The sequence below is a fragment of the Isoptericola sp. NPDC060257 genome (assembly GCF_042726645.1).
Taxonomy (GTDB): Bacteria; Actinomycetota; Actinomycetes; order Actinomycetales; family Cellulomonadaceae; genus Isoptericola; species Isoptericola nanjingensis.
The window spans coordinates 1-12800 of record NZ_JBHXAW010000110.1 but is presented as its reverse complement, the minus strand read 5'-3'; the positions used below and the strand labels follow the sequence as shown (position 1 = coordinate 12800).

Below are 12800 nucleotides of genomic sequence, written 5' to 3'. Positions count from 1 at the left end.
GATGCCGATGTCCTAGGCCATCGTGATCTGCACATGGTCGACGTAACTGCGGTTCCAGATCGGCTCGAACATCTGGTTGGCGAAGCGGAGCGCCAGAATGTTCTGGACCGTCTCCTTGCCGAGGTAGTGGTCGATGCGGAAGACCGACTCCGGGTCGAAGACCTGGGAGACGACGGCGTCGAGCTCGCGCGCGCTCTCGAGGTCGTGGCCGAACGGCTTCTCGATGACGACGCGGCGCCACGCGTCCGGGGACGACTTGGAGAGCCCCGACTCGGACAGCTGCCGGCAGACGATCGGGAACGCGCTGGGCGGCACCGACAGGTAGAACGCGTGGTTGCCGCCGGTGCCGCGCTCGGCGTCGAGCTGCTCGACGGTCTGGCGCAGGCGCTCGAACGCCTCGTCGTCGTCGAACGACCCCTGCACGAAGCGGATACCCTCGGCGAGCTGGCGCCAGGTGGCCTCGCGGAACGGCGTGCGGGCGTGCTCCTTGACCGCGTCGTGCACGACCTGGGCGAAGTCCTCGTCCTCCCAGTCGCGGCGGGCGAAGCCCGTCAGCGCGAAGCCGGGCGGCAGCAGGCCGCGGTTCGCCAGGTCGTAGACGGCGGGCATGAGCTTCTTGCGGGACAGGTCGCCGGTGACCCCGAAGATCACCAGGCCGCTGGGGCCGGCGATGCGGGGGAGCCGCAGGTCGAGGGGGTCGCGCAGGGGGTTGTGCTCGGCGGTGATCTTGGCCGGTCTCACGAGGTGGGCACCGTTCTTCGTCGTGCGGGCGGGAGGTGGTGCGGACCCGGGGGCGCCGTGGCGCCCCCGGGGGAGTGCTCAGGCGCCCTGGGCCTTCAGCCCGGCGGACGCGGTGTCCAGGAGCTCGGTCCAGGAGTCCTCGAACTTGCGGACGCCGTCCGTCTCGAGGTGGTCGGTGACCTCGACGAGGGAGACGCCCAGCGACTCGATGGTCTCGATCGTGCGACGCGCCGCGCCCGCGGTGCCGCGGACGGTGTCGCCCGTGACGACGCCGTGGTCGGCGAACGCCTGCAGGGTCGGCTCGGGCATCGTGTTCACGACGCCGTCCGTGACCAGCTCGGAGACGTACAGGGTGTCCGAGTACTCCGGGTTCTTCACGCCGGTGGACGCCCACAGCGGCCGCTGGGGGTGCGCGCCGGAGGCCGCGAGCGAGCGCCACTGGTCCGTGCCGACGAACTGCTCGTAGGCCTCGAACGCGAGGCGGGCGTTGGCGACGGCGGCCTGCCCGCGCAGGTCGAGCGCCTCGGGCGTCCCGATCTTCTCCAGGGCGGCGTCCACCGAGGAGTCGACCCGGGAGACGAAGAACGAGGCCACCGACCCGATCGGGCCGAGGTCGATGCCGTCGGCGCGGGCCTGCTCGAGGCCGATCGCGAACGCCTCCATCACGGAGCGGTAGCGCTCGATCGAGAAGATCAGGGTGACGTTGACGCTGATGCCCTGCGCGAGGGTCCGGGAGATCGCGTCCAGGCCGGGGACGGTCGCCGGGATCTTGATGAAGACGTTCGGGCGGTCGACGGTGCGCCACAGCCGCTCCGCCACGACCACCGTCTTGTCGGCGTCGTACGCCAGGCGGGGGTCGACCTCGATCGACACGCGGCCGTCCACGCCGTCGGTGGCGTCGTAGACCGGGCGCAGCAGGTCCGCGGCGGCGCGCACGTCGTCGGTCGTGATGGTCTCGACCGCGGCGTCCACGTCCGAGCCGGCGAGCTCGGTCAGCTGGGCGTCGTAGGCGTCGCCGCTGGACAGCGCCTTGGCGAAGATCGTCGGGTTCGTCGTCACGCCGACGACGCCCCGCTCGGCCACGAGGGCCGCCAGGTTGCCGCTGCGCAGGCGCTCCCGCGACAGGTCGTCGAGCCAGATGGACACCCCGGCGCCGGTCAGGTCGGTGATCGGTGCGGGGACGGTGCTCTGCGTCATCGGACGTCCTTCCAGGTCGGAAGCCCCTGCGCGGGAAGTCTCGACAGGGGCCGGGTGGGGCGCCGCGGGGCGACGCCCCACCCTGGGAATCTACGAGCGCTCAGGCGGCGTCGCCAGCGCCGCGCACGGCGGCGAGCGACTCGCGCGCGGCGGCCGCGACGGCCTCCGCCGTGATGCCGAACTCCCGGTACAGCGTCTGGTAGTCGGCCGACGCGCCGTAGTGCTCGAGCGAGACGCTGCGGCCGGCGTCGCCGACCACCTCGCGCCAGCCCTGCGCGACGCCCGCCTCGACGGACACGCGGGCCTTCACCGCGGGCGGCAGCACGGACTCGCGGTACGCGGCGTCCTGCTTGTCGAACCACTCACGGCTCGGCATCGACACGACGCGGGCGGCGATGCCCTCGGCGGCGAGCTGCTCGCGGGCCTGCACGGCGAGCTGCACCTCGGAGCCGGTGCCGACGAGGACGACGTCCGGCGTGCCGGTCTCGTCGTTCGTGGCGTCGACCAGCGTGTAGCCGCCCTTGAGCGTGCCCTCGGCGCCGGCGAAGCCGTCGGTGCCGCGCGGGAACGTCGGGACGTTCTGGCGCGTGAGCACGATGCCGGCGGGGTTGGCCGTGTTCTCGAGGATGCCGCGCCAGGCCCAGGCCGTCTCGTTCGCGTCGGCGGGGCGCACGACGTCGAGGCCGGGGATGGCCCGCAGCGCCGCGAGGTGCTCGACCGGCTGGTGCGTCGGGCCGTCCTCGCCGAGGCCGATCGAGTCGTGCGTCCACACGAACGTCGTCGGGATCTCCATGAGGGCCGCGAGGCGGACCGAGGCCCGCATGTAGTCGGCGAACTGGAGGAACGTGCCGCCGTACGGACGGGTGAGGCCGTGCAGCACGATGCCGTTGAGGATCGCCCCCATGCCGTGCTCGCGGATGCCGAAGTGCAGGGTCCGCCCGTAGGGGTTGCCCGGGAACTTCTTGGTCGCGTGCTCGACGGGGATGAACGACGGCTCGCCGTCCATCGTGGTGTTGTTCGAGCCGGCGAGGTCGGCGGAGCCGCCCCACAGCTCGGGCAGCACGTCCTTGAGGGCGGTGAGGACCTTGCCGGACGCGGCGCGCGTCGCGACGCCCTTCTCGGAGGCCTCGAAGACGGGCAGCTCGTCGGTCCAGCCGGCCGGCAGCTCGTGGGCCACGAGGCGGTCCAGCAGGGCGGCGCGCTCCGGGGCGGCCGTGCGCCACGCGTCGTACGACCGGTCCCACGCGGCGCGCTGGTCGGCCTGCCGCTCGGCGACGGCGCGGGTGTAGGAGAGGACCTCGTCGTCGACGGCGAAGGTCGCCTCGGGGTCGAGGCCGAGGGCGACCTTGAGGCCGGCGACCTCGTCGGCGCCCATCGCGGAGCCGTGGATGCCGCCCGTGTTCTGCTTGGTGGGCGACGGCCAGCCGATGATGGTGCGCAGCGCGATGAACGACGGGCGGTCGGTCTCCGCCTTCGCGGCCGCGATGGCCGCGGCGAGCGCGTCGACGTCCTCGGCGTAGCCCGTGCCGCCCTGCGTCCAGTCCACCCGCTGGGTGTGCCAGCCGTACGCGGCGTAGCGCGCGAGGGTGTCCTCGGTGAACGCGATGTCGGTGTCGTCCTCGATGGAGATCTTGTTGTCGTCCCAGATCACCACGAGGTTGCCGAGCTTCTGCGTGCCGGCGAGCGACGACGCCTCGGACGTCACGCCCTCCTGCAGGTCGCCGTCGGAGGCGATGACGTACACGTGGTGGTCGAACGGCGACTCGCCGGGCGCGGCGTCGGGGTCGAGCAGGCCCCGTTCGCGGCGGGCCGCGAACGCCATGCCGACCGCGGACGCGAGGCCCTGGCCGAGCGGGCCGGTCGTGATCTCGACGCCGGGGGTGTGGCGGTACTCGGGGTGGCCGGGGGTCTGCGAGCCCCAGGTGCGCAGCGCCTCGAGGTCGTCCAGCTCCATGCCGTAGCCGGAGAGGAACAGCTGCAGGTACAGCGTGAGCGAGGAGTGGCCCGCGGAGAGGACGAACCGGTCACGACCGACCCAGTGGGGGTCGGACGGGTCGTGCCGCATCGTCTTGCCGAACAGCAGGTACGCGGCGGGGGCGAGGGAGATCGCCGTGCCGGGGTGGCCGTTACCGACCTTCTCGACGGCGTCGGCCGCCAGCGCCTTGATGGTCTTCACCGCGCGGTCGTCGAGCGAGCTCCACTCGAGCGGGGCGACGACGGGGTCGAACGCGTTCACAGATGTGCCTCTTTCCTGCCCGGAGCGAGCCCCGGGTGATTGCTGCTGCTCTGCCGGTACGGGGCGCCGTCGCGTCGGACGCCGCACGGGGTCCTCGAGGCGACGGCGGGGGCACGGCGTCGAGGGGCCGACCGGGGTGGGCGGCCCGCTGTTCACCGTTGTGCAGCACCACCCTAGCGCCGAGCATTCCCGGCACGCCCGTCCCGGCACGGTTCGTCCCACCAGGTGAGCCGGGCGCCGCGCGCGCCGGAGGATGTCCGGGGAGATGACGTCCGCGCGGGCATTTCTCACAGCCGGGAGGCCGTCGCCCGGGCCGCCGCGACGCTGACCTCGGCGTACGATGAGGCGGCGACCGTCCCACGTCGCCCGAGCTCCCCGGACCCCCAGCCGAGAACGGACAAGCACGCGCGTGAGCACCACGAGCACCACGACGTCCCACCCCCAGGCGCCGACCCGCGCGGCCGCGCGCGCCGAGCGGGAGCGTGCCGATGCGGACCGGGCGGACCGCCGCGGAGCGGACGCGGAGCAGGGCGGGGGCGCGAACGGGGCGCCGGGCACCGGCTGGAGGGACCGCCTCGGGGCGTACGTCGCGCTGACGAAGCCGCGCATCATCGAGCTGCTGCTCGTCACGACGCTGCCTACGATGATCCTCGCGCAGGGCGGCCTGCCCTCGCTGTGGCTCGTGGTCAAGACGCTCGTGGGCGGCACGCTGGCCGCCGCGTCCGCGAACGTCTTCAACTGCTACCTGGATCGCGACATCGACCAGGTGATGAACCGCACCAAGCGGCGCCCGCTGGCCACGGGGGAGATCACGCCCCGGGCGGCCCTGGTGTTCGCCACGGTGCTCGGCGTCGTGTCGCTGCTGTGGTTCGCCCTGCTGGTCAACGTCCCGGCGGCGTGGCTGACCTTCGCGGCCATCGCGATCTACGTGGTCGGCTACACGATGATCCTCAAGCGCCGCACGCCGCAGAACATCGTGTGGGGCGGGATCGCCGGCTGCATGCCCGTGTTCATCGGCTGGGCCGCGGTGACCGAGTCGCTGAGCTGGGCCGCCGTGGCGCTCTTCGGCGTGATCTTCTTCTGGACCCCGCCGCACTACTGGCCGCTGTCGGTGAAGTTCAAGAAGGACTACGCGAACGCCGGCGTCCCGATGCTGCCGGTCGTGGCCACGGACCGCCGCGTGGCGGTCGAGATGGTCGCGCACACCGCCGCGATGATCGCCTGCTCCCTCGCGCTGGTCCCGCTCGCCGGGATGTCGTGGTTCTACACGGCCGTCGCGGTCGCCTCGGGCGGCTGGTTCCTCTGGCTCGTGATCGCGATGCTGCGCCGCGCGGGGCACCCCGAGCGGGGCAAGCTCGGCGCGATGAAGGTCTTCCACGGCTCGATCACGTACCTCACGGTGCTGTTCATCGCCGTCGCGGTCGACGTCTTCCTGCCCTTCTGACCCTTCCGGGGGCCCGGGCAGCCGTGGCCGTCGCCGCCTCGGGGCATGATGTCCGGGTGCCCGACCTCTCGTCCGCCCCGTCCCTCCCGCCCGCGCTGGCGGCCGCGCTGCAGGACTACCTGGCGCACCTCGGCGTCGAGCGCGGGCTGTCGGCCAACACCGTCGCGGCCTACCGCCGGGACCTGGGCCGCTACGCGCGCCACCTGCGCACGACGGGGCGGTCCGGTCTCGACGACGTCGGCGAGCGGGACGTCGAGGAGTACGTCGTGGTGGTCCGGCAGGGATCGGACGGTGGCGCGCCGCTGTCGCCGTCGTCCACGGCCCGCGCGCTGGCCGCGGTGCGCGGCTGGCACCGGTTCGCGCACGCCGAGGGCACGACGAGCGCCGACCCCGCCTCCCAGGTGCACGCCCCGAGCGCGCTGCGCCGGCTGCCGCACGCGCTGTCGGTCGACGAGGTCGCCCGCCTGCTCGACGCGGCCGGCGCCGGGGACGGCCCGGTGCCGCTGCGCGACCGCGCCCTGCTCGAGCTGCTGTACTCCACCGGCGGACGCATCAGCGAGGTGGTCGGCCTCGACGTCGACGACGTCGACGGGCTGCTCGACGGCGGCGGGCACGACGGCGGGCAGGACGGCGTGCCGCGCGCAGGGTCCGTCCGGCTGCGCGGCAAGGGGGACAAGGAGCGCGTGGTGCCCGTCGGCTCGTACGCGCGGACCGCGCTGGAGGCGTACCTGGTGCGTGCCAGGGCACCCCTCGCGTCGGCCGGCCGCGGCACGCCCGCGCTGTTCCTCAACACCCGCGGCGCGCGCCTGTCGCGGCAGAGCGCCTGGTCCGTGCTGCAGGCCGCGGCGGAGCGCGCCGGCCTGACGCAGCACGTGTCGCCGCACACGCTGCGGCACTCGTTCGCCACCCACCTGCTCGCCGGCGGCGCCGACGTCCGCGTGGTCCAGGAGCTGCTGGGGCACGCCTCGGTGACGACCACGCAGATCTACACGATGGTGACGCGCGACGCGCTGCGCGAGGTGTACGCCGCGGCGCACCCCCGCGCCCTCGGCTGAACGTCCGTCGTGACTCCGGCGTGCTCGATGCGGCTCGGTGCGGCGGGGCTCCCGGAAGGGCGGCGCGCCCGGCGTGCCGCCCGGACCCCGGGAGGCCCTGAGGTAGCGTGACGCAGGTGAGCGAGGGACTCGGGAGCGACACCATGACGCAGACGACCACGAGCGACGCCTCACCGGCCGCGGCCACCGCGACCAGCCCCGCGGGCAGTCCGGCCGGCGGGCTCGAGGAGCCGCGTACCGACGTCGTCGGGCGGCCGCTGCCCGACTTCCGCGACCCTGCGCCGCTGGCGTCCCACGGGCCCGCGCGCATCGTCGCGATGTGCAACCAGAAGGGCGGGGTCGGCAAGACCACCACGACGATCAACCTGGGCGCCGCGCTGGCCGAGTACGGCCGCCGCGTCCTGCTCGTGGACTTCGACCCGCAGGGCGCGGCCTCGGTGGGGGTGGGCGTCAGCCCGCACGACCTCGACCTCAGCGTCTACAACCTGCTCATGGAGCGCGACGTCAGCTTCACCGACGTGCTGCAGTCCACGAACATCGAGGGCATGGACGTGCTCCCCGCGAACATCGACCTGTCGGCCGCGGAGGTCCAGCTCGTCGGCGAGGTGGCCCGTGAGTCGGTCCTCGCCCGCGCGCTGCGACCGGCCCTCGACGACTACGACGTGATCCTCGTGGACTGCCAGCCGTCGCTCGGCCTGCTCACGGTCAACGCCCTCACCGCCGCGCACGGGGTGCTCATCCCGCTGGAGTGCGAGTTCTTCGCCCTGCGCGGCGTGGCGCTGCTCGTGGAGACGATCGAGAAGGTGCGCGACCGGCTCAACCCGGCCCTGGAGATCGACGGCATCCTCCCGACGATGTACGACTCGCGCACCCTGCACTCCCGCGAGGTCGTGGCGCGCGTGCACGAGGCGTTCGGGGACACGCTGCTGCACACGGTCATCGGGCGCACGGTGAAGTTCCCGGACGCGTCCGTGGCGGCCGAGCCGATCACCAACTACGCGCCGACCCACGCCGGCGCGGCCGCGTACCGGCAGCTCGCTCGGGAGCTCGTCGCCCGTGGTGACGCTGCCTGACGTCGCCCCGGAGCAGGGGGAGGCGGTCGACGCCGTCGACGGCTCCGCCGCCCGGCCGGGGTTCGAGGTCCACCTCGACAACTTCACCGGCCCGTTCGACCTGCTGCTGTCGCTGATCGCCAAGCACGAGCTCGACGTCACCGAGGTGGCGCTCGCGGCCGTGACGGACGAGTTCGTCGCGCACATCCGCGAGGCCGAGACCGCGTCCCGCGAGGCGACCGCCCGCGGCGAGGAGCACCCGTCGTGGGACCTCGGGACGGCGAGCGAGTTCCTCGTCGTCGCGGCCACCCTGCTGGACCTCAAGGCCGCGCGGCTGCTGCCGGGCGTCGTCGAGGAGGACGCCGAGGACCTGGAGCTCCTCGAGGCCCGCGACCTGCTGTTCGCCCGGCTGCTGCAGTACCGCGCGTACAAGGAGGTCTCCGGCCTCCTCGCCGAGCGGCTGGAGACCGAGGGGCGCCGCGTGCCGCGTTCTGTACCGCTCGAGCCGCACCTCACGGCGCTGCTGCCGGAGCTGGTGTGGACCCTCGACGGCGCGCGTCTCGCCGAGCTGGCGGCCAGGGCCCTGGAGCCCAAGCCCCCACCCGTCGTCGGGCTCGACCACCTGCACGCCTCCACCGTGAGCGTGCGGGAGCAGGCGGGCGTGGTGGCGCGCCGGCTGCGGCGCGAGCACGTCGCGACCTTCCGGGCGCTCGTCGCGGGGGAGGAGCGGCTCGTGGCCGTCGCGAGGTTCCTCGCCCTGCTGGAGCTGTTCCGCTCCGGCCGGGTGGCGTTCGAGCAGGCCACCGCGCTCGGCGAGCTGACCGTCCGGTGGACGGCGGACGACGACGGCGACCACGGCTCGGACGAGGAGGACGACGGCGAGCTCGCGGCGGGCTTCGAGGAGTTCGACGGGACGCCCGAGCAGGACGAGGGGACCGGGGGGCCCGCCGCGGGTGTCGCCGGCGTGACGGAGGTCGTGGCATGACGCAGCAGGCGGACGAGCAGGCGGAGGCCGTCGGGCCGGAATCGGCGGCCGCGCCCGAGCCGGTGGTCGACGTCGACGTCGACGACCTGCCGGGCGGGCTGGCGGCCGCGCTGGAGGCGGTGCTCATGGTCGCGGAGTCGCCCGTGGCGGTCGAGCGGCTCGCGGCCGGCGTCGCGCGGCCCGTGCCGGAGGTCGCGGAGGTGCTCGAGGAGCTGGCCGCGGAGTACCGCGGGGAGACGGGCGGGCGCCCGCGCGGCTTCGAGCTGCGCGAGGGCGCGGAGGGGTGGCGCGTCTACTCGGCGCGCGCCCAGGCCGACGTCGTCGGCGCCTTCGTGCTCGAGGGCCAGTCGTCCCGCCTCAGCCAGGCGGCCCTGGAGACGCTCGCCGTCATCGCGTACCGCCAGCCCGTCACCCGCGGGCAGGTCTCGGCGGTGCGCGGCGTGAGCGTCGACGGCGTGGTGCGGACCCTGCTGGCCCGCGGCCTGATCGCCGAGACGGGCCAGGACCCGATGACGGGCGCCGTGCTGTTCGGCACGACGGGTGAGTTCCTCGACCGGATGGGCTGGTCGTCGCTCGAGGAGCTGCCGCCCCTGGCGCCGCACCTGCCGGACGTCGCCGAGGCGATCGCCCTGGACCCGTCCTCGGCCCTCCGTCGCGGGCTGGCGGAGGACGGGCCCGACGCCTGAGGTCAGGCGACCGTCGCGTCGACCGTGACCTCGACGTTGCCCCGGGTGGCGTTCGAGTACGGGCACACCTGGTGCGCGGCGGCGACGAGCGCGTCGGCGGTCGCCTGGTCGACGCCGCCGAGCTCGGCGTGCAGCGCGACCGCCAGCCCGAAGCCGCCCTCGGGCGTCGGGTGCAGCGAGACCTCGGCCACGACGGCGGAGTCGCTCACGGTGGCCTTCTCCCGCCGCGCGACGAGCTTCAGCGCGGAGTGGAAGCAGGCGGCGTACCCCGCGGCGAAGAGCTGTTCGGGGTTCGTGGCGCCCCCCGCGCCGCCCATCTCCTTGGGGATCGCGAGGTCGACGTCGAGAAGTCCGTCGTCGGACCGCGACCGGCCGTCCCGTCCGTCTCCGGTGGCGGTCGCGACCGCCGTGTAGAGCGCGCTCATGCTGGTCCTCCTGGATCGGAAACCTAGTAGAGTTACTAGTTCGTCTACTAGACCACGTGACGCCCGTCGTCGCAAGCACCCCGGATCGCGCCGCGACCCCCGGGGCAGGTCTCGACGTGAGAGGTTGGTGCGATGGGAACCAGGACGGCTGCCACGCCCCCGGAGCGGTCGCCGGGGCGCGGGCGGGTGCGTGAGCGGATCCTCGAGGAGGGGAGCCGGTTGTTCTACGCCGACGGCGTCCGCGCCGTGAGCGCCGACAAGGTCATCGCCGCGGCGGGCGTGTCCAAGGTCACGTTCTACCGCCACTTCCCGACGAAGGACGACCTCGCCGTCGCCTACCTCCAGGCGATCGCGGACGAGGAGCGCGCGCTGCTCGAACGGCTCCGGCGGGACCACGCCGGCGACCCGGCGGCCGCCCTCGCCGCCCTCGCCGAGGCCCTGGGTGCCGTGGCCGGCAGCGCGCAGTTCCGCGGCTGCGCCTTCGTGAACGCCGGGGCCGAGTACGCGGACGCGGCGCACCCGGTGCGCCGGATCGTCGCCGATCATCGCGCCCGGTACGCGGGCTTCTTCGCCGGCGTCGCGCGGGACGCGGGCGCCGACGATCCGCAGGCGGTGGCGGCCGAGCTGATGATGCTGCGCGACGGGGCCATGGTGTGCGGCGACGTGGACGACGCCCGCGCGGTCGCACCCCGCCTCGCCTCGGCGTTCGCGGCGGTGCTCGCCGCCCACCGCGGGGCCGCGGCCGGCGCCTGAGGGCCGTGCCGGCGCACCGGCGCAGGGCGTGGTGCGGCGTCGTCGAGCAGGACCGGCCCGACCTGAGAGAATCGGGCACCATGAGCACCGAACGCCGCGGCGGGAGCCGCCGCACCAGCCGCCCCCAGGGTCCCGCCGCACGGCGCACGCAGCGCCCGCGCCAGGCCCCGCCCCGCCGTGCGGCGCCGCGCTCCGGCGAGCCGGACCGCGACGTGCACGTCGCGGACGGCGTCCGGTTGCAGAAGGTGCTCGCCCAGGCGGGCCTCGGCTCGCGCCGCAAGTGCGAGGAGCTCATCGCCGAGGGGCACGTCGAGGTCGACGGCGTCCTGGTCACCGAGCTCGGGGTGCGCGTCGACCCGGCGAAGGCCGTCGTGCACGTCGACGGCATGCGCGTGCAGCTCGACACCTCGAAGATCACCCTCGCGCTGAACAAGCCGCTCGGCGTGGTCTCCACGATGAGCGACCCCGAGGGCCGCCCCACGCTCGCCGACCTGGTCAGGGACCGGCCGGAGCGGCTGTTCCACGTCGGCCGGCTCGACGCCGACAGCGAGGGCCTGCTGCTCCTCACGAACGACGGCGAGCTCGCGAACCGGCTCGCGCACCCGCGGTACGAGATCCGCAAGACGTACCTCGTCACCGTGACGGGCGGCGAGTTCTACCCCCGCCACGCCAAGCAGCTCACCGACGGCGTCGAGCTCGAGGACGGCCTCGCCAGCGCCGACAAGGTGCGTGTGGTGGACTCCGTGCCCGGCGAGACCATGCTCGAAGTGGTGCTGCACGAGGGCCGCAACCGGATCGTGCGCCGCATGCTCGACGCCGTCGGGTTCCCGGTGACGCGCCTCGTCCGCACCCGTATCGGCCCGATCGTGCTGGGCGACCTGCGGGTCGGGCGCTCGCGGGTGCTCGGGCGCACCGAGCTCGGCACCCTGATGCGCGACGTCGACATGTGACTCGACGCACCCCCTCCAGGAGTCCCCGCAGTCCTCGTAGTCCCGTAGTCCCGTAGTCCCGCAGTCCCGCGCGGCCCCCGCGCGACAACAGAAGGTGAGCACACGTGGTCGTCATCGCCGTCGACGGTCCCTCCGGGTCCGGCAAGTCCAGCGTCTCCAAGGCGGTGGCGGCCCGGCTGGGGCTCGCCTACCTCGACACCGGCGCGATGTACCGGGCCGCGACGCTGTGGTGCGTCGACGGCGGCACCGACCTCGCCGACCAGGCGGCGGTGGCCGACGCCGTGCGCGCCATGCCGCTCGAGATGGGGGTGGACCCGGCCGCCCCGGCCGTCCGCCTGGACGGTCGCGACGTCGCCGCGGCGATCCGCACCACCGAGGTCTCCACGGCCGTCTCGCAGGTGGCCACCAACCTCGACGTGCGCGCCGAGCTCCGGCGCCGGCAGCGTGCCGTGATCGAGACCGAGAGCGCGCCGGGCGGTTTCTCGGGCGGCAAGGGCGTCGTCGCCGAGGGCCGCGACATCACGACCGTCGTCGCCCCCGACGCGGACGCCCGCGTGCTGCTCACCGCGAGCGAGGAGGCCCGACTGCGCCGCCGCTCGCTCGAGGTGCACGGCGCGGCCGACGAGTCGGCCGTCGAGGCGACGCGCGACCAGGTGCTGCGCCGCGACCGCGACGACTCCACCGTCAGCCAGTTCCAGGTCGCCGCCGACGGCGTCGTCACCGTCGACTCGTCCGACCTCGACTTCGACCAGACGGTCGACGCCGTCCTCGCGGTCGTCGCGCAGGTCACCGCCTGACCCGTCACCCGACGCCGGCGCGCGGCACCGCCCGGACCCGGTGACGCGGGTCTCGTTCGTGACAGGCCGCTCGGCCTGGGAGAATGGTGCGCATGACCACTCCCGCCGACGGCTCCGTGCCCGCTGCCGAGCCCACCGACGAGCCCACCGCCCCGCCTGCGCCCGGCGTCGCCGCGGCGCCCGCGGACCATGCGGAGACCGAGGGCCGTGACGCCGTGGCGGAGGTCCTCGAGACCGACGGCGACGACGAGGCGCGAGAGCGCGCGCTGCGCGCCGGCCTGGAGGACTTCGAGCTCGACGAGGCCGACCGCGCGCTGCTGGACGCCGAGTGGGACGAGGAGGGATTCGGCCCCGGCGAGGCGCCGCTGCCGGTGCTCGCCGTCGTCGGCCGCCCGAACGTCGGCAAGTCGACGCTCGTCAACCGCACCCCGGGCAGCGGTGCCACGCCCGTCGTCTGGCGGGCCGGGGCGATGACCTCC

12 protein-coding genes and 1 pseudogene are annotated in these 12800 nt (G+C 74.2%); 9 read left to right on the top strand and 4 right to left on the bottom strand.

The window, feature by feature from the left end:
• Nucleotides 1-15: 15 nt before the first annotated feature.
• From ACFWEK_RS10975 to tkt, 3 genes and pseudogenes are all read right to left on the bottom strand, one after another.
• Nucleotides 16-741, bottom strand: a pseudogene (locus ACFWEK_RS10975) (glucose-6-phosphate dehydrogenase); the annotation flags it as partial.
• 78 nt (nt 742-819) lie between these two features.
• Nucleotides 820-1938: a transaldolase gene (tal, locus tag ACFWEK_RS10970; protein WP_430554066.1), complete on the bottom strand. Its 1119-nt coding sequence runs from the start codon at nt 1936-1938 to the stop codon at nt 820-822.
• A 100-nt stretch (nt 1939-2038) separates the two neighbouring features.
• Nucleotides 2039-4174 (bottom strand): transketolase, encoded by a 2136-nt coding sequence (gene tkt, locus ACFWEK_RS10965; protein ID WP_430554065.1) that lies wholly within the window; start codon nt 4172-4174, stop codon nt 2039-2041.
• Nucleotides 4175-4766: 592 nt separating this feature from the next.
• Here tkt and ACFWEK_RS10960 point away from each other — a divergent pair.
• From ACFWEK_RS10960 to ACFWEK_RS10940, 5 genes are all read left to right on the top strand, one after another.
• Entirely contained in the window at nt 4767-5618 is an 852-nt protein-coding gene (locus ACFWEK_RS10960; RefSeq protein ID WP_430545617.1) for a heme o synthase, read from the top strand.
• 56 nt (nt 5619-5674) lie between these two features.
• A complete protein-coding gene (locus ACFWEK_RS10955) occupies nt 5675-6673 on the top strand; it encodes a site-specific tyrosine recombinase XerD (protein ID WP_430554064.1) in 999 nt (332 codons plus the stop codon).
• A 107-nt stretch (nt 6674-6780) separates the two neighbouring features.
• The gene (locus ACFWEK_RS10950; protein ID WP_430545592.1) at nt 6781-7746 is read left to right on the top strand and encodes a ParA family protein; all 966 of its coding nucleotides are present in this window, start codon (nt 6781-6783) and stop codon (nt 7744-7746) included.
• The gene (locus tag ACFWEK_RS10945) at nt 7739-8710 is read left to right on the top strand and encodes a segregation and condensation protein A (protein WP_430554067.1); all 972 of its coding nucleotides are present in this window, start codon (nt 7739-7741) and stop codon (nt 8708-8710) included. The genes ACFWEK_RS10950 and ACFWEK_RS10945 overlap by 8 nt, the downstream gene beginning before the upstream one ends.
• Nucleotides 8707-9396, top strand: a complete 690-nt coding sequence (locus ACFWEK_RS10940; RefSeq protein ID WP_430545591.1) for an SMC-Scp complex subunit ScpB — start codon at nt 8707-8709, stop codon at nt 9394-9396. Before ACFWEK_RS10945 ends, ACFWEK_RS10940 begins: the two co-directional genes overlap by 4 nt.
• Nucleotides 9397-9398: 2 nt before the next feature.
• Here ACFWEK_RS10940 and ACFWEK_RS10935 read toward each other — a convergent pair whose 3' ends face one another.
• Nucleotides 9399-9821 (bottom strand): organic hydroperoxide resistance protein, encoded by a 423-nt coding sequence (locus ACFWEK_RS10935; RefSeq protein ID WP_430545590.1) that lies wholly within the window; start codon nt 9819-9821, stop codon nt 9399-9401.
• Nucleotides 9822-9953: 132 nt separating this feature from the next.
• On the opposite strand from ACFWEK_RS10935, the gene ACFWEK_RS10930 reads away from it, so the two are divergent.
• The 4 genes from ACFWEK_RS10930 to ACFWEK_RS10915 form a co-directional block, all read left to right on the top strand.
• Complete coding sequence (locus ACFWEK_RS10930; protein WP_430554063.1) at nt 9954-10574, top strand: TetR/AcrR family transcriptional regulator; 621 nt, start codon at nt 9954-9956, stop codon at nt 10572-10574.
• An 80-nt stretch (nt 10575-10654) separates the two neighbouring features.
• Nucleotides 10655-11524 carry a pseudouridine synthase gene (locus tag ACFWEK_RS10925; protein ID WP_430554062.1) on the top strand — a complete coding sequence of 290 codons (870 nt, stop codon included), beginning with the start codon at nt 10655-10657 and terminating at the stop codon, nt 11522-11524.
• Between the two features lie 104 nt (nt 11525-11628).
• Nucleotides 11629-12321 carry a (d)CMP kinase gene (cmk, locus tag ACFWEK_RS10920; protein WP_430545587.1) on the top strand — a complete coding sequence of 231 codons (693 nt, stop codon included), beginning with the start codon at nt 11629-11631 and terminating at the stop codon, nt 12319-12321.
• 92 nt (nt 12322-12413) lie between these two features.
• On the top strand, nt 12414-12800 hold a 387-nt coding region (locus ACFWEK_RS10915), incomplete at its 3' end, for a GTPase (RefSeq protein ID WP_430554061.1).